23 protein-coding genes are annotated in these 23,096 nt (G+C 69.9%); 9 read left to right on the plus strand and 14 right to left on the minus strand.

The window, feature by feature from the left end; genetic code table 11:
* Position 1: 1 nt before the first annotated feature.
* Positions 2 to 1,105, minus strand: a complete 1,104-nt coding sequence (locus BLT45_RS06435) for a DUF1615 domain-containing protein (RefSeq protein WP_093296596.1) — start codon at positions 1,103 to 1,105, stop codon at positions 2 to 4.
* 82 nt (positions 1,106 to 1,187) lie between these two features.
* Here BLT45_RS06435 and BLT45_RS06440 point away from each other — a divergent pair, with 82 nt between their 5' ends.
* Together BLT45_RS06440 and BLT45_RS06445 are read left to right on the plus strand one after the other, a co-directional pair.
* Positions 1,188 to 1,898: a GNAT family N-acetyltransferase gene (locus BLT45_RS06440; protein WP_093298616.1), complete on the plus strand. Its 711-nt coding sequence runs from the start codon at positions 1,188 to 1,190 to the stop codon at positions 1,896 to 1,898.
* The gene (locus BLT45_RS06445; protein ID WP_093296598.1) at positions 1,895 to 2,794 is read left to right on the plus strand and encodes a hypothetical protein; all 900 of its coding nucleotides are present in this window, start codon (positions 1,895 to 1,897) and stop codon (positions 2,792 to 2,794) included. The genes BLT45_RS06440 and BLT45_RS06445 overlap by 4 nt, the downstream gene beginning before the upstream one ends.
* Here BLT45_RS06445 and BLT45_RS06450 read toward each other — a convergent pair.
* A complete protein-coding gene (locus tag BLT45_RS06450; protein WP_217629532.1) occupies positions 2,788 to 3,927 on the minus strand; it encodes a GlxA family transcriptional regulator in 1,140 nt (379 codons plus the stop codon). The genes BLT45_RS06445 and BLT45_RS06450 overlap by 7 nt on opposite strands.
* Between BLT45_RS06450 and BLT45_RS06455 the strand changes: the two genes are divergently transcribed.
* Positions 3,926 to 4,684 (plus strand): sterol desaturase family protein, encoded by a 759-nt coding sequence (locus tag BLT45_RS06455; protein ID WP_093296602.1) that lies wholly within the window; start codon positions 3,926 to 3,928, stop codon positions 4,682 to 4,684. The genes BLT45_RS06450 and BLT45_RS06455 overlap by 2 nt on opposite strands.
* Before the next feature lie 66 nt (positions 4,685 to 4,750).
* Complete coding sequence (locus BLT45_RS06460; protein ID WP_175455742.1) at positions 4,751 to 5,140, plus strand: SpoIIAA family protein; 390 nt, start codon at positions 4,751 to 4,753, stop codon at positions 5,138 to 5,140.
* Between the two features lie 193 nt (positions 5,141 to 5,333).
* Here BLT45_RS06460 and BLT45_RS06465 read toward each other — a convergent pair whose 3' ends face one another.
* The 7 genes from BLT45_RS06465 to BLT45_RS06495 form a co-directional block, all read right to left on the minus strand.
* On the minus strand, positions 5,334 to 5,885 hold the full coding sequence (locus BLT45_RS06465; RefSeq protein WP_093296606.1) for a redoxin domain-containing protein: 552 nt from the start codon (positions 5,883 to 5,885) through the stop codon (positions 5,334 to 5,336).
* Between the two features lie 60 nt (positions 5,886 to 5,945).
* Positions 5,946 to 6,704: a hypothetical protein gene (locus BLT45_RS06470; RefSeq protein ID WP_093296608.1), complete on the minus strand. Its 759-nt coding sequence runs from the start codon at positions 6,702 to 6,704 to the stop codon at positions 5,946 to 5,948.
* 90 nt (positions 6,705 to 6,794) lie between these two features.
* Positions 6,795 to 7,439: a MarR family winged helix-turn-helix transcriptional regulator gene (locus BLT45_RS06475; RefSeq protein ID WP_175455743.1), complete on the minus strand. Its 645-nt coding sequence runs from the start codon at positions 7,437 to 7,439 to the stop codon at positions 6,795 to 6,797.
* A gap of 73 nt (positions 7,440 to 7,512) precedes the next feature.
* A complete protein-coding gene (locus tag BLT45_RS06480; protein WP_093298619.1) occupies positions 7,513 to 8,046 on the minus strand; it encodes a hypothetical protein in 534 nt (177 codons plus the stop codon).
* Between the two features lie 16 nt (positions 8,047 to 8,062).
* Positions 8,063 to 8,569, minus strand: a complete 507-nt coding sequence (locus BLT45_RS06485; protein ID WP_093296612.1) for a hypothetical protein — start codon at positions 8,567 to 8,569, stop codon at positions 8,063 to 8,065.
* A gap of 10 nt (positions 8,570 to 8,579) precedes the next feature.
* A complete protein-coding gene (locus BLT45_RS06490) occupies positions 8,580 to 9,665 on the minus strand; it encodes an SMP-30/gluconolactonase/LRE family protein (protein WP_093296614.1) in 1,086 nt (361 codons plus the stop codon).
* A gap of 136 nt (positions 9,666 to 9,801) precedes the next feature.
* Positions 9,802 to 10,215, minus strand: coding sequence for a DoxX family protein (locus tag BLT45_RS06495; RefSeq protein WP_093296615.1), 414 nt, complete (start codon positions 10,213 to 10,215; stop codon positions 9,802 to 9,804).
* A gap of 114 nt (positions 10,216 to 10,329) precedes the next feature.
* Between BLT45_RS06495 and BLT45_RS06500 the strand changes: the two genes are divergently transcribed.
* The gene (locus BLT45_RS06500) at positions 10,330 to 11,220 is read left to right on the plus strand and encodes a LysR family transcriptional regulator (RefSeq protein WP_093296616.1); all 891 of its coding nucleotides are present in this window, start codon (positions 10,330 to 10,332) and stop codon (positions 11,218 to 11,220) included.
* Between the two features lie 13 nt (positions 11,221 to 11,233).
* Here BLT45_RS06500 and BLT45_RS06505 read toward each other — a convergent pair whose 3' ends face one another.
* Complete coding sequence (locus tag BLT45_RS06505; protein WP_139187946.1) at positions 11,234 to 14,407, minus strand: EAL domain-containing protein; 3,174 nt, start codon at positions 14,405 to 14,407, stop codon at positions 11,234 to 11,236.
* Between the two features lie 166 nt (positions 14,408 to 14,573).
* Positions 14,574 to 15,404, minus strand: coding sequence for an alpha/beta fold hydrolase (locus tag BLT45_RS06510; protein WP_254771843.1), 831 nt, complete (start codon positions 15,402 to 15,404; stop codon positions 14,574 to 14,576).
* 338 nt (positions 15,405 to 15,742) lie between these two features.
* On the opposite strand from BLT45_RS06510, the gene BLT45_RS06515 reads away from it, so the two are divergent.
* Both BLT45_RS06515 and BLT45_RS06520 read left to right on the plus strand, forming a co-directional pair.
* Positions 15,743 to 16,132: an MAPEG family protein gene (locus BLT45_RS06515; RefSeq protein ID WP_093296622.1), complete on the plus strand. Its 390-nt coding sequence runs from the start codon at positions 15,743 to 15,745 to the stop codon at positions 16,130 to 16,132.
* Between the two features lie 117 nt (positions 16,133 to 16,249).
* The gene (locus BLT45_RS06520) at positions 16,250 to 17,392 is read left to right on the plus strand and encodes a COG3904 family protein (RefSeq protein WP_093296625.1); all 1,143 of its coding nucleotides are present in this window, start codon (positions 16,250 to 16,252) and stop codon (positions 17,390 to 17,392) included.
* A 380-nt stretch (positions 17,393 to 17,772) separates the two neighbouring features.
* On the opposite strand, the gene BLT45_RS06525 is transcribed toward BLT45_RS06520, so the two are convergent.
* The 3 genes from BLT45_RS06525 to BLT45_RS06535 are packed head-to-tail and all read right to left on the minus strand — an operon-like array spanning position 17,773 to position 19,195.
* Entirely contained in the window at positions 17,773 to 17,997 is a 225-nt protein-coding gene (locus BLT45_RS06525) for an RNA-binding S4 domain-containing protein (protein WP_093296627.1), read from the minus strand.
* 25 nt (positions 17,998 to 18,022) lie between these two features.
* The gene (locus tag BLT45_RS06530; RefSeq protein WP_093296629.1) at positions 18,023 to 18,667 is read right to left on the minus strand and encodes a hypothetical protein; all 645 of its coding nucleotides are present in this window, start codon (positions 18,665 to 18,667) and stop codon (positions 18,023 to 18,025) included.
* A 24-nt stretch (positions 18,668 to 18,691) separates the two neighbouring features.
* Complete coding sequence (locus BLT45_RS06535) at positions 18,692 to 19,195, minus strand: RNA polymerase sigma factor (protein ID WP_093298623.1); 504 nt, start codon at positions 19,193 to 19,195, stop codon at positions 18,692 to 18,694.
* A 189-nt stretch (positions 19,196 to 19,384) separates the two neighbouring features.
* Between BLT45_RS06535 and BLT45_RS06540 the strand changes: the two genes are divergently transcribed.
* Both BLT45_RS06540 and BLT45_RS06545 read left to right on the plus strand, forming a co-directional pair.
* Positions 19,385 to 21,301, plus strand: a complete 1,917-nt coding sequence (locus tag BLT45_RS06540) for a DEAD/DEAH box helicase (RefSeq protein ID WP_093296631.1) — start codon at positions 19,385 to 19,387, stop codon at positions 21,299 to 21,301.
* 130 nt (positions 21,302 to 21,431) lie between these two features.
* Positions 21,432 to 23,057: a sensor domain-containing diguanylate cyclase gene (locus BLT45_RS06545; protein ID WP_254771799.1), complete on the plus strand. Its 1,626-nt coding sequence runs from the start codon at positions 21,432 to 21,434 to the stop codon at positions 23,055 to 23,057.
* The last annotated feature ends 39 nt before the right edge of the window (positions 23,058 to 23,096 follow it).

Here is a 23,096-nt window from a genome sequence, read left to right on the forward strand (position 1 = left end):
CCTAGCGCTGCAGGCAGCGCCGGTAGCGTTCGTCCACGCGCGTGGCGAACCACGCCGTGGTCAGTTCGCGGGTGATCTTCGGGCTTTCCAGTCTGATGCCCGGGATCACCGCACGCGGCAACGGCTTGCCGGCCCGCGATTCCGCGAGCGCGTAGAGCCGCGCATACAGCGCGGTGTCGTCGAAATCGAGGCGGTTGCCGCGCTGCAGCGCCTCGCGGATCCCGCGTTCGTCCATGCGCAGCGCATCGGCCAGGGTGCGGACAGCGCGTTCCGTCTGGCCGGGCCTGTCCATCGGCGCACCGGGATTCAGCAGGTCGCCGTCGAGCGCCAGGGTGAGGCCGGCGGCGATGCCCACCGCATTCTGGAAGGCCGCATTGCGGCTGGCGTACCAGCCGGCGTTGTAGTCGGCGAAGCGATGCACCTTGCGCGTGTACGGGGTCTGGTAGCCCAGCAGGTGGGCGATGCCGAAGTACAGGCCGCCGCGCCGGGTGAAGACCTCGTCGCGGATGCTGCCCTCGACAGGATACGGGTAGCGCGAGGCGTTCGCTTCGGCGAACGGGATGCCCACCTGCATCGGCCCACCGGTCTGCACCGGGTTGTAGTCCGCGAACAAGCGTCCGCCCAGCGGCACGCTGCCGATCATGTCTTCGTAGATGTCGCTCAGGTCCCGCTCGGTACGCACGCCACGCAGGCGTTCGGCGTAGCTGCGGCCATCGGGCGATCGCAGCGCGAGGGCGGCATCGACCATGAACGTCGGCACGTGCAGGGCGGCCGCGCGCCGGTCGATCTCGCCGCGTGCGATCTTCGGCAGGTTGGCCACCGCGGGGTTGGCGACATAGCCGGACTCCTGCTCGGTCACCGCGAGGACAGCGCAGATGTTCTCGCTGGTGGGCTCGATGCGCTGCGCGGCGAATGCGGTCTCGATGTCGGCCGCCCAACGCTCGCGCTCGGCGACCTTCGCCGGCAGGCGCCGCACGATCTCGCTGCGCGTATCCGCCGGCGGCCGCGTGGGCGCGGGTGGGGCGGTGACGCAGCCGGCCAGCAGCAGGACGGACGCGAAGGCCGCGGCGCGGAGCAGGGGGCGGAAGGCGGGCGATGTCGTCATGCGCGCAGCATACGGAGCGCCCTCGCCGGATGCACGAGGGCCCGGCGCATGGATAATCGCGGTTCCCCCGATGCGCATGCCCATGGTCACTCCACTCGACAATCCGTTCTGGTCCGCCCTCGATTCGATCCACGGCGGCATCGCCCTGCGCGCCGGCGACGTCGCACGCTACCCGGCCGACTACGCGCCTTTCCTGGGCGTGGCCACGGGGGAGATCCGCGTGGGCGATGCGCTCGACCGCCTGGTGGCGCCCGGCGAATCGGTGTACCTGCTCGGGATCGCACCGGCGTTGCCGGCAGGCTGGCAGCTGAAGGCGTTCCGTCCGCTCGCGCAGATGGTCTGCGACGCACCGCTCGCGCCGATGGACGGGCCGGAGATCGTGCCACTGGGCGATGCGCAACGCGCCGACGTGCTGGCCCTGACGGCGCTGGTGTATCCGCATTATTTCCGCGCGCGGACGATGGACATGGGCCGCTACTTCGGCATCTACCGCGACGGCCGCCTGGCCGCGATGATCGGCGAACGCCTGGGCAGCGACGACCATCGCGAGATGAGCGCGATCTGCACGCATCCGGACTTCAACGGCCATGGCTACGCGCGCCAGCTCACCACCTGGCTGACCAACGACACCCTCGCGCACGGACGTCAGCCGTTCCTGCACGTCAGTTACGAGAATCCGCGGGCGCAAGGGCTGTACGAACGCCTCGGCTACCGCGTGCGGCGCGACATCGGATTCTGGTCGCTCCGTCGGGCCGAGGCGGCGTCGCGGCCCGGTACCGAGGCCAAGGCATGACGCGGATCGCATGGCTGCTGTGGGCGTCCACCCTGGTCGGCGTGGCCTTGCCGCTGGCGTGGGGCCTGCTGGGCGCGTGGCGCGCCCGCCCGCCTGGCGCGGCCGTGCCCGCAGCGGCCCGACCCTGGCGCGCGATGCTCGGTTCGATGCTGCTCTACGTGCTGGCGTTCAACCTGACGTTCTTCGTGCAGGAAGTCTTCCTGGTCCTGCCGAAGGCGATGACACCGGGCCTGTCGCCCACGCTGTTCCACAACAACCACCGCTGGGAGGGCGAGCATCCGCTGGCGGCACTGTTCCAGGGCACCGGCGCGCTCGCGACCGCCGCGATGGGGCTGGCCTGCCTGTGGGCGGCGCGCCGGGGCGCCGGGCGCACGCCGACGCGGCGGCTGCTGCTGGTGTGGCTGGCGTTCTGCGGTCTGCTGATGGCGCTGCCGCAGGTCGTGATCGGCGCCCTGAGCGGGGGCAGCGACGTCGGCATGGCGATGGACTACCTGCAACTGTCCGCGGCCACGAAGACGATCCTCGCGGTGCTCGCGCTGGTGGCGATTCCGTGCGTGGCGCTGGCGCTGTTGCCCCCGGCACTGGCGCTGGCCGAGGATGCCAGTACGCCACGCGCACGCGTGCGGCACATCGGCTGGTGGATCGCGTTGCCGGCGCTGCTGGCGATGATGGCGGTGTTGCCGTACCGCGTACCGCGCGAATGGCTGGAGGTGGTGCTGCTGCCGGTCCTGGTGACCGTGCCCGGCGTACTCTGGATGCTCGCCGGCGCGGCGCGCGCGGGCGTCGGCGCACCGGACGTGCGCGGCCGCATTCCCTTGACCGCGCTGTTCGCCGCCGCGCTCGTCCTGCTGGTGTTCTTCCAGTGCGTGTTGCGGCCGGGCGTGCCGTTCTACTGAGCCCCTGCCTGCTGCAGCATCCGGCGCATGCCGCCGAAGCGACGACGGTACTGCGCCGGCGACAGTCCCACCTTGCGGCGGAACAGGCGGCTGAAGTACGCCGCGTCCTCGTAACCGACGGCCTGGGCGATGGCTTCGACGGCGTCGTCGCCGGTTTCCAGGTGCTGCTTGGCTTCTTCCAGGCGCAGCGTGTGCACGTACTCCAGCGGCGACAGGCCGGTGGCCTGCTGGAAGCGACGCGCGAACGTGCGCTCGGCCAGGCCGCTGGCCTGCAGCATGCCGGCGACGGGCGAGGGCGTGTCGTAGTGCTGCGCGATCCACACCTGCGATTGCGAGACCGCCGCGTCGGACGTCGTCCGCGTGCGCGCCAGGCTGGCGAACGGTTGCTGGCCGGTCTGGTGCCAGTCGATCAGGAACACGCGCGCGGTCTGCATCGCGCACTCGATGCCGGCCACGCGTGCGATCAGGTACAGCGCCAGGTCGTGCCAACTGGAACCGCCGCCGCCCATGACCAGCCGCTGGTCGGGGCCGGCGGTCACGACGACGCGCTGCGGGTGCACGCGCACGCTCGGATGGCGGGCGGCGAGGGCGTCGCAGTAGGCCCAGTGCGTGGTGGCGTCGTAGCCATCGAGCAGTCCCGTTTCGGCCAGCAGCATCGCGCCGGTGCAGGCGGCGGCGATCACGCTGCCGCGCGCATGGCAGTCGCGCAGCCAGCGCGCTTCTTCCTCATAGCCGTGCAGGGCGATGTCGCCCGGGTAGATCGCCAGATCGGGAATGCAGATGTAGTCGGGCGCGGGCAGGTCGCGCAGGGCGATCTCCGGGGTCACCACGATGCCGTTGACGACATTCAGCGGCGCGGTCTCGCGGGCGGCCAGCAGCGGCTGGAAGACCGATTCGCCGGGTGGCAAGCCGATCATCGGCGGCCAGTCGCGCCCGGCGGAATGGAACAGGTCGTACATGCCGTACAGCACCGAGGCGGCGGCGCCGTGGGTGGCCAACAGGGCGATGGTGGGACGTTCGCGGCGCGGCATGACGGAAATGTCAGGTTGGCGGCGGAAATGGCTGCGGTGCCGGATCGCGGCGGCCCGTATCGTGCCGCCTCCCCCGTAGTAGACCAGAGCCGTCGCCGCCATGCCAACGCCCCTCGAACTCCTGCTCCACCCCCTGTCCTTCGCCTTTTTCGGCATGTACGCCGCGCTGATGCTGTGGGAGGCGATCGCACCGGCACGCGCCCTGCCGCGCATCGCACGCTGGCGCACGCGTGGCTTGCTGGCGGCGGTCTTCTACTTCCTGCTGTCGTCCTACCTGCCGATGCTGTGGACGCAGTTCCTGCTGCCGCTGCAGCTGTTCGACCTGAGCCATCTCGCCTGGCCGGTCGGTGGACTGGTCGGCCTGCTGGTCTACCAGGCCTGTGCGTACGCGTGGCACCGGGCGATCCATGGCAACGATTGGCTGTGGCGCTTCGGCCACCAGCTGCACCACAGCACCGAGCGGCTGGATACGTTCAGCGCGTTCTGGTTCAGTCCGCTGGACACGCTGGGCTGGACGGCGGTCGGCAGCCTCGCGCTGACGGTGATCGTCGGCTTGAGTGCCGAGGCGACCACGGCAGCGCTGCTGTCGGCCACGCTGCTGGCCATGCTGACCCATACCAACGTGCGCACGCCGCGCTGGTTGGGCTGGTTCGTCGAACGGCCGGAGATGCATTCCTGGCACCACGCGCGTGGCCTGCATAGGCAGAACTATTCCGAACTGCCGGTGTTCGACCTCGTGTTCGGCACCTTCCACAATCCGCGCGACTTCGCGGCGCAGACCGGTTTCCACGAGGGCGGGTCTTCGCGCGTCATCGAGATGGTGATGGGGCGCGACGTGACCCGCGATGCAGCTTCGTGAAGTCCTGTTGACACCCTGATGCGAAGCGGCGGCTATGGTCGCCGCTTTCGCATCAGGAGGCAGCGCATGATCGAGACCCTGACCAGTCCGCCCCACGTCGCCGCGTACCGGTTCACCGGCCAGCTCACCGGCGAAGACTACGACGCGTGCATCGCCGATCTGGAAACGCGCCTGGCGCAGTTCCCGCGCATCGCCGTGGTCAGCGACCTCAGCGACATGCAGGGCGTGTCGCTCGAGGCGGTCGGCAAGGATCTGCGTTACGCGGCGTCGAAGCTGGGGGAATTCGGCCGGTTCGCGCGCGCGGCCATCGTTACCGACAAGCGTTGGCTGGTGGCGGCCACCGAAGTCGCCGGGCATCTGCTGCCGCATACCGAGGTGCGTACGTTCGCGCAGGACGAGCGCGTGCCCGCGCTCGCATGGGCGGCGGAACTCGATCCGCACGCCCAGCCGTCCTGAATCGTCAGGGGAACAGTGCGCCGCTGAGCACCGCCAGCGTCATCCCCAAGCCCATGAAGGCCAGGCGGTGCAGCAGCGAAAAGGGGGCGGGTGCGCGGTGCATGGTGCTATCCAAACCTGAGTGGCGCGAACGCGCCGTGAAGCCCCTGTGTCAGCTTCAACGCCGCCTCCGGCCGGGACCGGCCAGCCGGCGTCAGGCCGGCACGGCGCAGCCTTCCGGGCCGCATCCGGGTTCAGTTTCCACGGGCAGCTTCGTTGCCTGAGTAACCATCTGCGCCTCATGCACCAGCGCCGCGATCTGCGCGCCGAGCACGAGGTCGCCGACCTGGCCGAAATGCTGGTGGCGGATCCGGCCCTGGGTGTCGATCAGCACCAGGGTCGGCGTGCCGCGCATGGCGTAGGCCTCCATCGTCTGCGGGATCGGGCCTGGGGTGCCCGGGCGGTCCACGCCGACCGGGAAGGCGATGCGGTATTCGTGCAGGAACGCTTCCAGCGCCACCGGCGTCATCGCTGCGTGATGCTCGAACACGGTATGCAGGCCGACGACGGCGACCTGGTCCGCAGGGAAGGTGGCGTGCACGCGCGCGGCCTGCGGCAGTCCGTGCGATACGCAGCCGGGGCACAGCATCTGGAAGGCTTCCAGCACGATGACCTTGCCGCGCAGGGTATCCAGCGACAGAGGGCGGGATGTGTTGAACCAGCGGTCCACCTGCCAAGGTGGCGCCGGGCGATCAATGGCGTTCATGGGAAATGTCTCTGAGCGTCGCGGCCGGTCCGGCGTGGACCGGCGCGACGGGGGATGGGCTTACTTGTTCGGCTTGCCGGGCAGGCTCAGGTTGCCGGAGGCGACCTTGAACACGTCCACCACGCACAGCAGCGGCGCGTGTACGCTGGCGTTGACGCGCAGGCCGGCGGTGACGCCGTCGAAGCTGCCGGCGGTGACCACGCCGATGTCGTCGAACGGCACTTTCACTTCCACCGTTTCGGCATTGAGCGTGGGGCTCCAGCCCGGGCTGTCGAGCAGGATGGGGAAGCCCGGCCAGGTCTTCGGCAACCGCGGCTTGCTGCCTTCCGGGATGTCGACCACGGCGAGTGCGCCGGGGCCACAGGCCTCGTTCGGTTTCAGCACCACCCAATGGCTGTGCCAAAGGTTGCCGTCGTTGTCGAGCTTGCCGTCGCCGTTCTCGTCGTACAGCGGCGTGTCGTCGAAGTCGGGGTGCGCGGTGACCGCCATCGCCAGGATGCCGGCGCCTTTCTCGAAGCCGACTTCGTAGGGATCGATCGTGGTCGGCCACACGTAGGAGAACACGTCGCTGCCGGCCAGCTTGCCGGTGGCGGCGGGCGTGCTCTTGCCGGCCTTGCCGGACACGGCCATGTGGAACGTGGCGATGTTCTTGTCGGTGGTGATCTTGGTGTGGACGATGTCGAAATCGGCGGTCACGGCCTTGTTGGCTGCGGACGCGATGCCGCCGGTGTGGGCCTTGCCGTCGTGGGCGTGCACGCCGCCGATGGCCAGCGCGAGTGCGGCGGCCAACGCGAAACGTCGGGTGGTGTTCTGGCGCATAATCGAATTCCTCTTGCTTGCTCTCGCAGGGTGGGTGGGAGGTACCGGGCGGCGTCCGATGACAGTCGGGCGTCGCCCATCTTTTTCCGCCTAGGGCGGAGTCGGTTGGCGGAAGCGGGCCACGCTTCCATGCCGTTGTGCGTCGTTGGCGGGCTGTTGCTCCGCGCAATCCATGCGCAGTTCCGCATCGCCGAATGCCTTGTCGAGGAAGGCACAGACATGCGGCGCCTCGCGCTCGCCGGAAGCGAAGGGGCGGAAGAACTCGCAGCCCAGGCAGGTCCGCAGACCGGTGGCCAGGCCTTGTTCCTGCGCTTCATTGACCAGCAGCTGGGTCACGCGCAGCAGCGCGCCGAGATCGGTCTCGCCCAGCGATTCGACCAGCGAGCCCATGCCCTGGTCAGGGCGCTGCAACTGCGTGGCCATGCGCGAACCGGCCGACGTCAGCTTCACGCGAGCGGCGCGCGCATCGTCGGGGTCGGGCGTGCGGCGGATCCACTGCTTGCCCTCCAGGGCCTTGAGCGAATCGCTGAGGCTCGCGGGCGACACGCCCAGGCGCTCGGCGATCTGCCGCGCCCGCAAGCCGTCCTGCACACCTTGCAGCATCCGCAGCACGGCGGCCTGCGTGGGCGGCAGCGAGGGCGTGCCGTCCTGCCGCCACGATTGCGCGCGCACCAGGTGGGCGAGTTGCTCCAGGCCTCGGGTGGCCTGCCTGCGCTGGAAGGGGGTATCGATCATGGCCAATAAGTTAGGAGTCCTAACTACATTAGTCAATGACCGTTCGTCGGCACGATGAGGCAGGCCCATCGCGTCACCAGCGCATCATCGGGAGGGGATCCAGCGGGTGCCGCCGCCATCGCTGCAGCGTCAGCCCCACCAGGCGCCGGTGGAAGCCCGCATTCGGGAAGGCCGCGATCACCTCGCGCACGGCGGCGCGCGGCAGCCCGAAACGGCGCACGCCACGGCTGACATCGATCCAGTCCGCGCGGCGGAACACTTCCACGCTGGCCCGCGTGCCGGGAGGCAGTTCGCGGATCCGGTGGTGGGCATCGATCATCGCGTCGATCTCGTCGCACCAGTCCGCGCGGCCGGTGGCATGCAGATGCGCGCGCGCCAGGTCGCGCGACGGCGGCAGATAGTCGAAGGTGCCGGCCGTCCAGATGCCGAGATCGTGGAAGGCGACGGCGATGCTCAGCTTCTCCAGCGCATCGGCATCGCCGGGCGCCAGCAACCAGGCGAAGTTCGCCACCCGGTAGGCGTGGTGGCGGTATCCGGTGGCGTCGTCGCCCAGCGCCGCCGCGTGCGCGGCGAGCAGGGCGTCCAGTGTCGGCAACGCGGTCAGCACGGCCGCGTCCGCCGGCTCAGGTCGCGGGCTGGGCCAGGGTCGCGCGCCCACGGCGCAGGAAACGGGCCTGCAACGCCATGCCGACGAGGAATACCAGGAAGGTGCCGCCCACCAGCTTCTGCAGCAGCGGGTCCTGCGGACCGGACACCAGCGGTGCGCCGATCGGCACGCGGGTGAGTGTCTCGGTGAAACCCGGGATGAAGTGGAAGTACACGGTCAGCGTGAACGCCAGCGACGCCGCCACGTGGCGCCAAGAACCCAGCACGGCGTTGCGGCCGAGCAGCACCGCCACCGCCAGCACGATCAGCGTCAGCACGGTCAGGCCGTGCGCTTCGCTCAGCTTGCCGGTGCGCATCAGGAAGAAGCTGGTCAGGCAGGTCGCGACGGTGAACCAGGTGTACGTCTTGCCCAGCGGCGTCGCATAGCGGATGTCGTGGTAACGCAGCAGCGCGTACAGGCCGCCAAACAGCGAAACGAGGCTGATCGCGGTGTGGAACCAACCGAACGGGGTGATGTTGAGCATGGGATGTTCCTCAGTGGGCAGGCGGCGGCGGATCGGGAAGATCGAACTGCATGAGGTTCCATCGGGTGACGTCCTCTTCCCACTCGTCGCCGGTGGCGGCGCTGAGCGGCAGGGCCAGGTTGGCCACGATCATGCGGCGGCCCTGCACGGCGCTGGCCGCGGGGAACAGCAGCCCGCGTGGGGCGCCCTGATCGTCCACCCCGAGGAAATCGCCGGCACGATGGCGGACGCGGCCGCGCTCGTCCAGGGCCACCAGCGTATCGATCTGGTTGGCCGACACCCACAGCAGGCCGGCATGGAACAGCAGGCCGTCGGCACCGTAGACGCCGTCCGCCAGCACCTCGATCGCGCCGCCCGGCAAACGCTTGCGCAGCACGCGGCCGTCGCCGGCGTTGTTGATGTAGAGGATGGATTCGTCGGCGTTGAACGCCATCCCGTTCGCACCGAACGGGAGCGCGCCGGTGGTCGCCAGCAGCGAGTCGCGCGCGAACACCTCCACCGTGCACGGGCGGCAGGCGGCGGCGTGGGCGATGCGGTAGATCGCGCCCTGGAACGAATCGGAGACGTACAGCGTGCCGGCGCGGTCGAACACCATGCCGTTGATGGCCGGGAAACCCTGCGAGCCGAACGTGATCGTGTCCTGGCTGCCATCGGGATTGTCGATGCGTCGCGCGGGTGGCGCCGCCGGCGACAGCGCGGCGAAGGTGGCGACGTCCTCGATGGCGCTGTCCGCGTCGAAGCGTGCCGGCAGGCGTTGCAGCTTCGATGCGCCGAAATTCAGCACATAGACGCGGCCGTCATGGAAGGCCACGCCGGTGAGTGGCGTGGGCCCGAAGCGGCGCTGCGCCAGCAGGCGACCATCGGCGGCGAAGCGCAGCAGCTGGTTGGTGCGTGCGGTGTCCGGCGTGCGGGCGTCGAAGGTGCCGACGTAAACCTCGCCGGTCGCCGGATCGACGTCCAGGCTTTCGGGATGACGCGCATCCGGCGGCAGCGTGGCGAAGGGCGTCACAGGCAGGCGACGGGCTTCCGCTGCGACGGACGCTCCCGCGACCGACAGGAGGGCGAGGCCGAGGGCGAGCAGGAGGCGAGCGCGCATGAGGAGCTCCGCGAAGGGGCAGAGCGCACGCTCGCACGGGGCTTCCGTGCAGGCTTGTACCCGCGTGCGGGCACGGGCCGGAAACGCAGAACGCCGGCATGCGCCGGCGTTCCTCGTGATCCGTGAAGCGCGCGCTTCAGCGGTTGTCGATGCTCCAGCCACCGGCGCCACGGGCGGCGAGGGTGATGAAGCCACCGGCCAGGGCGAAGTTCTTCAGGAACATGATCTGCTGGATCTGGTCGCCCAGGTGGCTGTGGAACAGCACCGCGCTGGCGATCGAGAACACCGCCAGCAGGCTGGCGACGATGCGGGTCTTGTAGCCGGCGACGATGGCCAGGCCGCCCAGCACTTCCAGCGCGATGACCAGCGGCAGCAGCGCGCTGGGGACGCCGACGGATGCCATGTAGCCGGCGGTACCGGCATAGGCGGCCAGCTTGCCGAGGCCGGAGATGATGAAGAGGGAGGCGAGCAGGCTGCGGCCGACGAGGTCGGCGGCGCCACGCAGGGCGGGAACGCGGGTGGTGGTCGGGGTGACGGTAACGGTGGACATGGTGGACTCCGGGGAAATGGTGGTGTGTGCAGCGGTACGGATCGCACGATAGGCCGTGGCGACACATCCCGGAAGCCTATATATTTCGATGATATCCATCGTCTGGAGCGATACATGCTCGACGCCGTCACGCTCGACCAGCTCCGCACCTTCATCGCCGCCGCCGAACAGGGCAGCTTCTCCGCCGCGGGCCGCAAGCTGCGGCGCGCCCAGTCGGTGGTCAGCCAGACGCTGGCCAACCTCGAACTGCAACTGGGCGTCACTCTGTTCGACCGCAGCAGCCGCTACCCGCAGCTGACCGAAGCCGGTCGCCTGCTGCTGCTCGAAGCGCGTGCGGTGGCCGAACACATGGACACCTTCAAGGCGCGCGCCCGCAGCGTGGCCGAAGGCCTGGAACCCGAACTGTCGGTCGCGGTGGACGTGATGTTTCCCATGGACGCACTGACGCGTGCCGCCGCGCACAGCGGCAGCGCGTTCCCGCACACGCCGCTGCGGTTGTACGTGGAAGTATTGGGTGGCGTGATCCAGCCGGTGCTCGACGGTACCTGCCGGATCGGCGTGGTGGGGTCGCTGCCCGAGCTGCCCGACGACGTGGTCGCGGAACCGCTGCTGTCGGTGCCCTTCGTCACCGTCGTCGCGCCCACGCACGCGATGGCCGGCCTGCTCGGTACCGTGCCGGTGAAGACCGCCGCGAAGCACGTGCAACTGGTGCTCACCGATCGCACGCCGCTGACGGCCGGTCGCGATTTCGCCGTGCAGTCGCCGTTGACCTGGCGGTTGGCCGATCTCGGCGCCAAGCATGCGTTCCTGCGCGCGGGCCTGGGGTGGGGCCACATGCCGCTGCACATCGTCGAAGAAGATCTGGCGGCAGGTCGTCTGAAACGCCTGCGCATCGCCGATGCCGATCCGCGTTACGCGGAAATGCCGATGCGTGCGGTATGGCGGAAGGACACGCCGCCGGGACCCGCCGGGCGCGCGTTCATGGCGCAGTTGCGCAGGCGATAGCGCGGCGGAGCGCTCAGGCCATCGCCTGGCGCAGCTGGCCGCGGGCGAGGGCGGTGGCTTCGTCGACTTCCATCGGACGGCCGAAGAAATAGCCCTGCATCTCGTCGCAACGCATCTGCTGCAGCGCGCTCATCTGCTCCGCCGTCTCGACGCCTTCGGCGATGGTGCGCAATCCCATCTCGTGGGCGAGCACGAGGATCGTGCGGGCGATCGCGCGGTCGGTGCTTTCGGCGGCGATGCCGTCCACGAAGCTGCGGTCGATCTTGATGATGTCCAGCGGCAGGCGCTGCAGGTACGCCATGCTCGAATAGCCCGTGCCGAAGTCGTCCAGCGCCAGGCGCACACCGAGTGCGTGCAGCGACTGCAGGATCTGCTGCGCGGCGCCCATGTCTTCCACCAGCACGCTCTCGGTGAGCTCCAGTGTCAGCGCATCCGCCGGCAGCGCGTGCCGCTGCAGGCATTCGGCGATCCACGGCGCCAGCGTGGGCTGGCCGAGCTGGCTGGGCGACAGGTTGACCGCCATCCCGAGCGTGCGCAGCCCCATCGCCCGCCACCGCGCCAGTTGCTGGCAGGCCTGTTCCAGCACGAAGTGGCCGATGTCCTCCATCAGGCCCGCGCTTTCGGCGAGCGGGATGAAGACCGAAGGCGGCACTTCGCCCCACACCGGATGGCGCCAGCGGGCGAGGGCTTCGAAGCCGGTCAGCTGCAGCGAGTCGCCGGCCACCACGGGTTGGTAGGCCAGGCGCAACTGGCCGCGCGCGACCGCTTCGCGCAGCGCGGTGACGCGGCTGAGGCGATCGTTGGCTTCCTGCTGCGCGCCGGCGGAGGGCAGGCGCACCTGGTTGCGGCCGGCACGCTTGGCCAGGTGGCGCGCGTCGTCGGCGCTGCGCAGCAGGCTCTGCAGGTCGATGCCGTGCTCGGGCGAATGCGCCAGGCCGATGCTCGCGGTGACGGTGAACGAGGGGTGGGTGGAATACAGCGCGATCGGTTGGCCCACCGCGCGCCGGATCTCCTCGGCCCACCGGCTGAGCTGGTCGATGTCGGTGTCGGCGAAATGCACCAGGAAGCCTTCGCCACCGTAGCGGTACACCTGGCCTTCGTCGCCGACGGCGCCCGAGATCCGCTGCCCCATCCGGCGCAGCACTTCGTCGCCGCCGTCGTGGCCGAACGAATCGTTGACCATGCCGAAGCCGTCGAGGTCGACGATCGCCAGCCCGTGCCCGGAGGGCGTCTGTGCGCCGATCTGCTCCGTGATCAACGTGGCCTGCGCGGAGAAGCGCGGCAGGCCGGTGGCGCTGTCCATCGCGGCGGCGTCGTTGAGCCGGCGCTGCGCATCGAGCCGGCGCTCGGTCTCGGTCAGCAGCGAGCGTGCGGTTTCCGCCGCCTCGGTCGAGCGGCGCCGCGACAGGTCGAGCAGGAACAGCACGACCGCGATCAACAGACCACTGCTGAGGCCGCCGACGACGAGCGCGCGCGGCAGCGCGAACGACGTCAGCGCAGGCGGCGCCCACAACGCCAGTTCCACCTCGTGGCCGGGCAGGGAGACGGTCTGCACCGACAGCGGCTCACCGAACGGTTCACCCTGTTCCACGGTCGCCATGCCGTCCGCGGTCGCGCGCACCGGGCGGTCGGAAAACACCGCCTTGTTGAGCGTGGTGACGAAGCCATCCAGTGCGATGAACGCCTGGGTGCGGCGCCCGCCGCTGTCCACCGTCAGCCACCAGCCGCCCGGCACCGGTTGGAGCAGGCCGTCATCGGCGACCGGCAACGGCGGCGACGGCGCCACCGGGGCGTTGAAGCCCGGTTCCACCCAGCGGAACTCGCCCGCCTCGCCCACGCTGCGCACCACCCGGAACGCCGCATACGCACGCACCATGTCGGCGACATGGCGATCGAACAGGTCTTCCGCCACGTCGGGGCGCGCGGCCACCAGCGAGGACGACAACTGCCGCAGGGCGCTGCGGCGCAGCTCCACGCCGCGCAGGAACGTCGTCCCCGCGGTCGCCGTCTGGGTCTCCATCACCCGGCGCGCCATCGCATCGCGATCGGCGGTGGCGGCCAGCCAGAACATGCCGCCGAGGATCAGCGCCGCGGCCATCGGCAGCACGCCGAACAGGCGTTCGCGCAGCGAGTTCTCGCCGGCCACCGCGAGCGCCAGCCCCATCGCGCCGAGCTGCGCCGTCGCCGTCAGCGAGATCTGGTACATCGACATGCCTTCGCGGTGGTACGGCAGCTGGAACAGCAGGCCCAGCGCGGCCATGCCGGCCACCGAGGCCATCGCGATGCCCAGCCCGCGCACGATGCCCCAGCGCGTGTTCTCCCACCGCTGCAGCGCCTGCGGCAGCAGCGCGATCGCGACCCAGGCGGTCAGCACGCCGTAGTCGGTGTAGCCGCCGATCAGCGGCGAGGAGACGCGCGGCAGCCAGCCCACCGCGTACAGCATCGTGTTCAGGGGCGTGGTGATGCCGCCCAGCGTATGCAGCAGGGTGAGCACCAGCGGCAGGGCCACCACACCCATCAGGATCCACGCCGCGCGCTCGTGGTCGCGCTGGCGCAGCAGCAGGGCCAGCGCGAGCCCGGCCAGCGCCAGGGTGGAGACCGGGCGCATCGGCAGGTAGCTCACGCCCATCCGGCCGACCAGGCTGCCGGGCACGTGCCAGCCGACCAGCGCCACCACGGTGAAGGCGAGTACCACGGCGACCAGTTCGGTGCTCGTGTCCAGCGTCCGCCCGGCGCGCAGCGACGGTGTGTAGACCAGCAGGAACATCGCCAGCGCCGACAGCGCCAGCGACCAGCCGATCTCGGCCGGTCCGCCGCCGGGCTGCAGCGCGCCCAGCACCGGTTGCACCGAAAGCAGCAGCAGCGCGGCGGCGAACACGCGCATGACGAATTCCGCCCAATAGGTGCGCCACAGCCGCGCCCACACGATGATCGTCGTCGCGGCCAGCACCAGGCAGGTGCCCAACGCATGGAACTGCCAGAGATGGACGAGGAACAGCACCGACAGCAGGCCGGCGACCGCGGCGCGCACCCGGCGTTCTTCGCTGCGCCAGGTGGCGATGGCCACCAGCACGCCGACCACCGGCACACTGTCGTCGACGAAATGGCCGCTGCCCATGTTCACCAAGGTGAATCCGGCCGCCATCACCCAGGCCAAGGCAGCCGCGAAGCGCTGTGCCCAGTGCACGGGCCGCCATAGGTCCTGGTGTATTGCCAATGCCTTCCCCTGCGGGACCGACGCCCCGGGCACTGTGATACCCAAATCGCCGTCGGGCCGCAAGCACGGCGGACGCAATGGGTGAACGGGGCAGGCAGAACCGGCGCGCGGTCACGCGCGCCGGTGCGGTGCGGCGTCAGCTCTTGGCGAACGCCAGCATGTCGGCGTTGAGCTTGTCCTTGTGCGTGTCGGTGATGCCGTGCGGCGCGCCCGGGTAGACCACCAGCTGGCTGTTCTTCACCAACTTGGCCGACGCGCGCGCGGCGGCGTCGATCGGCACGATCTGGTCGTCGTCGCCGTGGATGATGATGGTCGGCACGTCGAACTTCTTCAGGTCTTCGGTGAAGTCGGTTTCCGAGAACGCCTTGATGCTGTCGTAGGTGTTCTTGTGCCCGCCCATCATGCCCTGCAGCCACCAGGCGTCGATCACGCCCTGCGAGGGCTTCGCGCCCGGGCGGTTGTAGCCGAAGAACGGGCCGCTGGGGATGTCCTTGAACAACTGCGAGCGGTTGGCCAGCAGGCCCGCGCGGATGCCGTCGAACACGTCGATCGGCAGGCCGCCGGGGTTGGCCTCGGTCTTCACCATCAGCGGCGGCACGGCGGACACCAAGCCGGCCTTCTTCACCCGCTTCGTGCCATGGCGGCCGATGTAGCGCGCCACTTCGCCACCGCCGGTGGAGAAGCCGAACATCGTGATGTCCTTCAGGTCCAGGTGTTCGATCAGCTGCGCCAGGTCGTCGGCGTAGTGGTCCATGTCGTTGCCGTCCCATGGCTGGCTGGAGCGCCCGTGGCCGCGGCGATCGTGCGCGATCACGCGGAAGCCGTTCGCGGCCAGGTGATAGGCCTGGGACTCCCAGCTGTCCGCATTCAACGGCCAGCCGTGGCTGAGGGTGACGACCGGGCCGTCCTTCGGGCCCCAGTCCTTGAAGTAGATCTGCACGTCGTCTTTGGTGGTGAACAGGCCCATGGCGGTTCTCTCGAGGGTGGGGGAAGGGGGAGGGAGCGGCGATGCGGTCGAGGCGGGCGCCTCGCTGCGGCTGCACGCGGCCAGCGGCAGGAAGGCCGCGCCGGTGATGGCCGCGCCGGCCAGCATCAGCTGCCGCCGTTGCAGGTCGATGTCGTGGGGAGTGTCCGGCATGGGGCGTAATCCGGGGTGACGGGGCGACACCCACCTTCCCATCGCCGTTCACGGACCGATTGCACCGGCGTGCGCAGATGCGGCGCCCCGTCCATGGCGGGCGAGCGAAGCGCCGCAGGCGCGCGGGTGCGCTAGAGTCCGCGGACACCGTCACCGGAGCGTCCGCGATGCCGATCGAACTGAAGATGCTGGCCTGGTCCGTCGCCCTGGGCCTGGTGCATGTGCTGGTCGGGGCGGCGCTGACCACGCACCAGCGCGGCCTGAAGTGGAATGTCGGTGCGCGCGACGCGGTCCTGCCGCCGCTCACCGGCGTGGCGGCCCGCGTGGATCGCGCGCTGCGCAACTTCCTGGAGACCTTCCCCTTCTTCGCTGCCGCCGTGCTGGCGGTCGTGGCGCTGGAACGCGGCGATGCGTCCACCGCGCTGGGCGCACAGTGCTACTTCTGGGCGCGCTTGGCCTACGTGCCGCTTTACGCGGCGGGCGTGCCCTATCTGCGTACGGTGGTGTGGGCGGTCTCGCTGTGGGGACTGCTGCAAGTCCTCTGGGCGCTGCTGTAAGCGCGTCGCGCGCAGGTTCATCGCCGGGCAGGGCTGGGTCATCCGATTCACACTAGACTAGGGGCGACCCCCCCTCAGACCCGCGTGCATGCGCGCGGGCGGTGTGCGAACGACCGGATGCTGTCCCGTATTTCCTCTCTGACGCTGCTCTCGCTGCTGGCCTTGCTTGCGCTGGCGGGGTGCCGCATGGACACGCCCGACGTCGCGCCCGACGCGCTCGCGCAGGCGCCGGTCGAACCGCCGCAGGACACGCCCGCGCAGCAGGCCGAACGCGGCGACGGCGCGGTGTCGACCGGCCCGGTGGCGGCCGGGGCCTCCAGGGCGGACGGCGTGCTGCCGACCGAATGGCCGACGGCCAAGGTCGCGTCCGGCACCGCCTACGTCAGCTGCCAGGCCGACTACACCACCGAGGAAGGCGACGGCGTGGCGCTGGAATCGCTGGCGTTCTTCAGCGTGGTCGATGCGCTGTCGCCCTGCCAGAAGGGGGGCGTGCTGCGCCTGCGCTACCAGGGCAAGATCGCGGCCGATTTCACCGACCTGGTGACCCGCGTGGCCGACATCGCCGACCGCATGGGCATCCACAAGCGCATCCTGGACCTGGACTCGGCCGGCGGACAGGTCGAGGACGCCATCCGTGCAGGCGACGTCATCGGCGCCAGCGGCTGGACGATCTGGGTGCGCGAGGGTTCGGTCTGCCACAGCGCCTGCGTGTTCGTGCTGGGCGCGGGCGACAACCGGATGATCTCCGGCAAGGTCGGCGTGCACCGGATCATCCGCATGAGTTCCACCGCGACCACCCGCAGCGAACTCAACGAGGAACTGCGCGGCGTGTACGACCGGGTGAAGGATTACCTGTCGCGCAACGGCGTGGCGGTGGCCGTGGCGGATCTGATGATGACGGTGCCGAACCGCCGGCTGCGCCTGCTCAGCAAGGACGAGCTGCAGGAGTACGGCCTGGACGGCACCAACGCCGCCCAGGACGACCTCGACCGGCTGCAGCTGATGCGCCGCTGCGGGGCCGATTTCGTCAATCGGCGCGACGCCTTCATGCGCAGCTTCGATACCGAGTGCAAGACCGCCGGCACCGGCCTGGACGAGATGCAGGCCTGTGGCCTGAAGCTGCGCGGGCGCTTCCAGTTCCCCGATGCGAAATGCCCGGCCGACAGCCCGCTGTCCGAGTTCGACCGCATGGCGGACGTGGAAACCGCACCCGAGGACGCCGCCGGCGCGCCGCCGCCGGAGGCGGGCACCGCTCCCTGAGCCTACGCGGCAGGACGGGCGAGGCTTCTTGGCTCACGCGCCAGGCAAAAAGCCTCAGCGTTGAGGCTTAGTGTGAGTAGAGCGAGGCTTTTTTGCTCATGCGCCAGGCAAAAAGCCTCAACGTTCATGCTTGGTGTGAGTAGAGCCAGGCTTTTTTGCTCACGCGCCAGGCAAAAAGCCTCAACGCCGAGGCTTAGTGTGAGTAGAGCGAGGCTTTTTCACTCACGCGCCAGGCAAAAAGCCTCAACGCCGAGGCTTAGTGTGAGTAGAGCGAGGCTTTGTCACTCACGCGCCAGGCAAAAAGCCTCAACGCCGAGGCTTGGTGTGAGTAGAGCGCATCCTCGTGTGAGAACGGGGCGCCACCACGCGGCGAGGGCGGGTCAGCCCTCGACGCCCACCACCCGGATCTCCGCATCGCCGAGGCGGACGACCTGGCCGGCGCGGATCTTCGCGGTCTTGCGCAGTTCCACTTCGCCATCGACCGTCACCTCGCCGCTGGCGACGAGGGCCTTGCCCTGGCCGCCGCTGTCGGCGAGGCCGACCAGTTTCAGCAGTTGGTTGAGTTCCACGTGGTCGCGGTCGAGATCGAAGTCGATGGTGTGCATGCCGGCAGTGTAAGGCAGCGCATGTTCACTCGCGTTCGAAGCGCGCGATCTCGTCCAACTGGGCGCGGGCGCGGCGGATGCTCTCGCTTTCCTCCCAGCCCGCGGCCGTCGATGGCCGGCGTGCGCGCCGCCAGAACACGATCCCCACCGTGCCCAGGAAGCCGGCCAGGCCCAGCAGCAGGCTGTAGCTGATCCATGCCGGCGTGCCGGCCGCCGGATCGACGTCGCCGAGGCCGGCGAACCCCACCACCACCAGCACCCACATGATCCACCAGGGCGCGCCGCAGACGGTCGCGTTGATCGCGTGAAAACGGCGCAGCAGGGCGAACCGCTTCTGGATCTTCAGCACCGGGGCGGTGTAGTCCATGGTGCCGATCAGGCTCATGGTGATGAAGGCCATCACCATGGTGATCACGCCGAAGGCGTGCAGGGCGATCCCCGTGGCGAACAGGCCGGGTACGTCCGTGTTGCGTCCCCAACAGGCCACGCCCAGCACCAGCAGGCCGATCCCCAGCCCGGCCTGCAGCACCTGGCCCCAGAACAGCGGGCGCACGCTGGCGCGCACCCGGTCCAGCTTGCGGTCGCGCAGCAGTTGCCACTGGATGGCTTCCTGCCGCTCCAGGCGGTCGCCCAGCATCTGCCAGGCCGCTTTCAGATCATCGAGTTCCATGAGGAGGTTCCTGTCGTCGTCAGGTCAGAGTTCGTTGCGGACGCGCTGTTTCAGCCGGCTGATCTTGGTGGCCACGTTGGTCTCGCTGAGGCCGAGCACGTCGGCGATCTCGCGGTAGCTGCGGTCTTCCAGGTAAAGCAGCAGCAGGGCGCGGTCGAGCGGCGGTTGCGCGTGGATGAAGCGGTACAGCAGGTCGACCTGCTGGCGGCCCTCGTGGTCGTGCGCATGCGGGTCGGCGAGGTCGTGGTGGGCATCGCTCCACGCGTCCGGCTGGACGCCCCGGGTACGGCCGCGCACGTAGGAAATCGCCACGTTCAGCGCGATGCGGTACATCCACGTGGCGGCGGGGCGCTGCGGGTCGTAGCCGGGCCACGCGCGCCAGAGCTGGGTGGCGATCTCCTGCATCAGGTCGTCGCGGTCGTCCGGGTGCCAGGCATAGGTGCCGGCCACCTTGGCGACGATGCCGCGGTGGGCCTGCAGCAGGGCCTGGAAGCCGTCGCGGGCGTCCGTGTCCGTCGGGGAGGTCATGGCGAGGGTCGTTTCCATTCCGGCACCGGGTCGATTGTGCGGTCAGGAAGTGGTTCGCCGCCGTGGCGGGAAAATCACACGGCCGCCGGCAGAATCCGGGTCGTCGCGTGCTGCAACGCGACAGGAGCCCCCCGAAAGCGCACAATATGCGGCTCGGCGTGCGGCTCCGCGACGCCCCGGAGTCCCCGCATGTCTACCGAATCCCCTTCGCCCGCCCCCCTGTTGTTCGCCGATCTCGGCCTGTCCGCGCCCGTCATGGCGGCCGTCACCGAGGTGGGGTACGAAAGCCCGTCGCCGATCCAGGCCGCCACCATCCCCGCCATGCTGGGTGGGCGCGACGTGTTGGGCACGGCGCAGACGGGTACCGGCAAGACCGCGGCCTTCGCGCTGCCGGTGCTGGCCAACATCAACCTGAATGCCGATCGCCCGCAGGCGCTGGTGCTGGCGCCGACGCGCGAGCTGGCGATCCAGGTGGCCGAGGCGTTCCAGAAGTACGCGGCGAAGATTCCCGGTTTCCACGTGCTGCCGATCTACGGCGGCCAGAGCTACTACCCGCAGCTGCAGGCGTTGAAGCGCGGCGTGCACGTCGTCGTCGGCACGCCCGGCCGCGTGATCGACCACCTGGAGCGCGGTTCGCTGGACCTGTCCGGCCTGACCACGCTGGTGCTGGACGAAGCCGATGAAATGCTGCGCATGGGCTTCATCGACGACGTCGAGACCGTGCTGAAGAAGACGCCGGAAACGCGCCAGGTGGCGCTGTTCTCCGCGACCATGCCGCCGGCGATCCGCCGCATCGCGCAGACCTACCTGAAAACGCCGGTCGAGGTGAACATCGCCTCGAAGACCACCACCTCGGCGAACATCCGCCAGCGCTACTGGTGGGTCAGCGGCATGCACAAGCTGGATGCGCTGACCCGCATCCTGGAAGTCGAACCGTTCGACGGCATGATCGTGTTCGCCCGCACCAAGGCGGCCACCGAAGAACTGGCCGACAAGCTGCAGGCGCGCGGCCTGGCCGCCGCGGCGATCAACGGCGACATGCAGCAGGCGGCGCGCGAGAAGACCATCCAGCAGCTCAAGGACGGCAAGCTGGACATCCTGGTCGCCACCGACGTGGCCGCGCGCGGTCTGGACGTGGAACGCATCAGCCACGTGCTGAACTACGACATCCCGTACGACACCGAGAGCTACGTGCACCGCATCGGCCGCACCGGCCGTGCCGGCCGCACCGGCGATGCGATCCTGTTCGTCACCCCGCGCGAGAAGGGCATGCTGCGCGCGATCGAGCGCGCCACGCGCCAGCCGATCGAAGAGATGCAGCTGCCCAGCGTGGAAGCGGTGAACGACCGCCGCGTGGAGAAGTTCCTCGCCCGCATCACCGATACGCTGGCTTCGGGCAAGGCGGGCGAGTTCCGCGCGCTGATCGAGCGCTACGAGCGCGAGCAGAACGTGCCGGCGGTGGACATCGCCGCCGCGCTGGCGCAGCTGGTGCAGGGCGACACGCCGCTGCTGCTCTCGCAGGAACGCACCCCGCGCGAGGCGCGCCCGGTGCGCAGCGAGACCTACGGCAACGCACCGCGCCGCGAACGCGAAGATCGCCCGCGCCGCCACGACGACGCTCCCGGCGAGCGTCCGGCGCGCAGCTTCGACAAGCCCGAGCGTTCGAAGATCGAACGTCCCGATGTCGATCGTCCGCGCGCCGACAAGCCGCCGCGCAGTGCGCCGGACGTGGGCATGGAGACCTACCGCATCGAAGTGGGCCACGCCCACGGCGTGAAGCCGGCCAACATCGTCGGCGCAATCGCCAACGAAGCGGGCCTGGAGAGCCGCTACATCGGCCGGATCGACATCCAGCACGACCACACCACGCTGGACCTGCCCGAAGGCATGCCGCGCGAGGTGCTGATGCACCTGAAGAAGGTCTGGGTGTCCGGCCAGCAGCTCCGCATCCACAAGCCCGGCGAGGGCGCCGGTCCGGGGTCCGCACCGCCGCGCAAGTTCGCGGGCGCGGGTGCGGGCAAGGGCAAGCCGCGCGGCGACAAGCCGTTCGGTGCCGGCAAGCCGGCCGCCAAGCCGCACCGCAAGGGGCCGCCGCGGCAGGAATGACGGAACACCGGCGCGGGGCGCCGGCACGTGGCATGGAAGTTGCATTTCGTAGACGCAAGCCAGCGCACCGGGTGTCGGGAAGCGGCGACGTACCGGAGTGTTCGTGAAGGGATGGGGGAGGCAACGAGGCGTGATCGCAGGGTGGCTGCTGCTGCTCTGTGCGCTGCCGTGCCTGGCCTCCGCCGCCCCGCAGGTCGGCCGGGACTACCTGGTCACCGGCGCACCGACGTCCGAACAAGCCCCTCAGCGTCACTGCACGCCCGCCATGCAGGCCGAACTGACCGAGCGGGTCGAGATCCCCGCGCCGCCCGAGGGCTGGTCCGGCGCGCCGCAGGCGGTCAACGTCTTCAACATCTTCGCCGGTGAGGTCCGGGTGCACCACGGCGACCGCGAGATCTGCGGGCGCATGCACGACGCGCGCACCCGCGACTCCCGTTTCCGTGCCGGCGTCGGCATGGTGGTCGTACCGCCGGCCGGCAACCACGAACCGATCCAGGTCGCCTGGGCGACGCCGCTGAAACCCGGCTGGATCCCCACCGTGCGGATCGGCGCGCCCAGCCCGGTGCAGCAGTTCGACACCGCGCGCCTGCTGGTGCGCACATCCTGCCTGGCCATCGCGATCGCGCTGGCGTTCATGGCGTTGATGGGCTTCCTGAGCACGCGCGACCGCGTGTTCCTCGGCTACACCCTGCTGTGCACGCTCACCGTACTGGGCCAGGCCGTGCTCAGCGGCCTGAGCGGCTATCCTGAACCGTGGTTGCCGATCGGCGAGCAGGAAGCGCGCTGGCTGGTCGTGTTCTCGTGCCTGGCGCTGCCGGTGCTGCTGTACGTGATGTGGTTGCTGGTCGGCGCCGCGCGCGCCTGGCCCACCACGGAGCGATGGCTGCCGTGGCTGACCGCCGCGATCTGCGCCACCGCCGTGGCCGCGCTGTGGCTGCCGCGGGACGCGCTGTCGCGGCTGGCGGTGGGCATGGACGCCGGCTTCGCGGTGGGCTGCCCGGCGATCCTGGCGCTGGGCCTGGCGAACCTGCGCCATCGGCGCGCCGATGCGCTTGCCGCGATCGCCGCGGTGCTGCCGTTCCTGGCGATGACCGTCATGGACCTGGCCGACAGCCGGCTGCTCATCGAGTACCGGGTCGAGGCGATCCAGTTCTCGATCACCTGGTTCCTGACGGTCAGCGCGTACGTGCTGAACCTGCGCCTGGGCCATCTGCGCCGCCAGCGCGACGAGATGCGCGCACTGGCCGACACCGACGCACTCACCGGCCTGCCGAACCGGCGCGCCGGCCTGCAGCGGCTCGAGCAGCACATGGCCGATGCGCGCAACGGCGCGGGCGCGCTGTCGGTGGGCTTCCTCGACATCGACCTGTTCAAGCGCATCAACGACGTGCACGGGCATGCGGTCGGCGACCGCGTGCTGGTGGCCGTGGCCGGCACCCTGACCTCGGCGGTCCGCACGCCGGTCGACGTGATCCGGATGGGCGGTGAAGAGTTCCTCGTACTGCTCCCCGGTGTCGGCGGCGATGCCGCCCGCGGTCGCCTGGAGCAGATGCGCGTGCAGGTCAGTGCGGCCGGCGACAGCCTGGCCATCGCCGGCCTGACGGTGACCGCGAGCATCGGCCTGGCCACCTTCACGGCGGACGATGGCGATGCCGCCTCGCTGCTGCGCCGCGCGGACGCGGCGATGTACCGGGCCAAGCGCGCCGGCCGCGACCAGGTGGTCGAGGCCGAGACGGCGCTGGCCGACAGTACCTGACGCAACGCGACCACTGGTCGGCCCGCTGCGTCGGCCGCG

Origin of the sequence: Pseudoxanthomonas sp. CF385 (assembly GCF_900104255.1) — a bacterium.
Classification (GTDB): domain Bacteria; phylum Pseudomonadota; class Gammaproteobacteria; order Xanthomonadales; family Xanthomonadaceae; genus Pseudoxanthomonas_A.

Coding starts and splice junctions, on each gene's coding strand:
- BLT45_RS06470 (WP_093296608.1), bottom strand. CDS start 6,704: ATGCGCCAGAACACCACCCGACGTTTCGCGTTGGCCGCCGCACTCGCG.
- BLT45_RS06455 (WP_093296602.1), top strand. CDS start 3,926: ATGCCAACGCCCCTCGAACTCCTGCTCCACCCCCTGTCCTTCGCCTTT.
- BLT45_RS06490 (WP_093296614.1), bottom strand. CDS start 9,665: ATGCGCGCTCGCCTCCTGCTCGCCCTCGGCCTCGCCCTCCTGTCGGTC.
- BLT45_RS06540 (WP_093296631.1), top strand. CDS start 19,385: ATGTCTACCGAATCCCCTTCGCCCGCCCCCCTGTTGTTCGCCGATCTC.
- BLT45_RS06460 (WP_175455742.1), top strand. CDS start 4,751: ATGATCGAGACCCTGACCAGTCCGCCCCACGTCGCCGCGTACCGGTTC.
- BLT45_RS06495 (WP_093296615.1), bottom strand. CDS start 10,215: ATGTCCACCGTTACCGTCACCCCGACCACCACCCGCGTTCCCGCCCTG.
- BLT45_RS06520 (WP_093296625.1), top strand. CDS start 16,250: ATGCTGTCCCGTATTTCCTCTCTGACGCTGCTCTCGCTGCTGGCCTTG.
- BLT45_RS06500 (WP_093296616.1), top strand. CDS start 10,330: ATGCTCGACGCCGTCACGCTCGACCAGCTCCGCACCTTCATCGCCGCC.
- BLT45_RS06435 (WP_093296596.1), bottom strand. CDS start 1,105: ATGACGACATCGCCCGCCTTCCGCCCCCTGCTCCGCGCCGCGGCCTTC.
- BLT45_RS06515 (WP_093296622.1), top strand. CDS start 15,743: ATGCCGATCGAACTGAAGATGCTGGCCTGGTCCGTCGCCCTGGGCCTG.
- BLT45_RS06525 (WP_093296627.1), bottom strand. CDS start 17,997: ATGCACACCATCGACTTCGATCTCGACCGCGACCACGTGGAACTCAAC.
- BLT45_RS06440 (WP_093298616.1), top strand. CDS start 1,188: ATGGTCACTCCACTCGACAATCCGTTCTGGTCCGCCCTCGATTCGATC.
- BLT45_RS06475 (WP_175455743.1), bottom strand. CDS start 7,439: ATGATCGATACCCCCTTCCAGCGCAGGCAGGCCACCCGAGGCCTGGAG.
- BLT45_RS06510 (WP_254771843.1), bottom strand. CDS start 15,404: ATGGGCCTGTTCACCACCAAAGACGACGTGCAGATCTACTTCAAGGAC.
- BLT45_RS06535 (WP_093298623.1), bottom strand. CDS start 19,195: ATGACCTCCCCGACGGACACGGACGCCCGCGACGGCTTCCAGGCCCTG.
- BLT45_RS06465 (WP_093296606.1), bottom strand. CDS start 5,885: ATGAACGCCATTGATCGCCCGGCGCCACCTTGGCAGGTGGACCGCTGG.
- BLT45_RS06530 (WP_093296629.1), bottom strand. CDS start 18,667: ATGGAACTCGATGATCTGAAAGCGGCCTGGCAGATGCTGGGCGACCGC.
- BLT45_RS06445 (WP_093296598.1), top strand. CDS start 1,895: ATGACGCGGATCGCATGGCTGCTGTGGGCGTCCACCCTGGTCGGCGTG.
- BLT45_RS06485 (WP_093296612.1), bottom strand. CDS start 8,569: ATGCTCAACATCACCCCGTTCGGTTGGTTCCACACCGCGATCAGCCTC.
- BLT45_RS06450 (WP_217629532.1), bottom strand. CDS start 3,927: ATGGCGGCGACGGCTCTGGTCTACTACGGGGGAGGCGGCACGATACGG.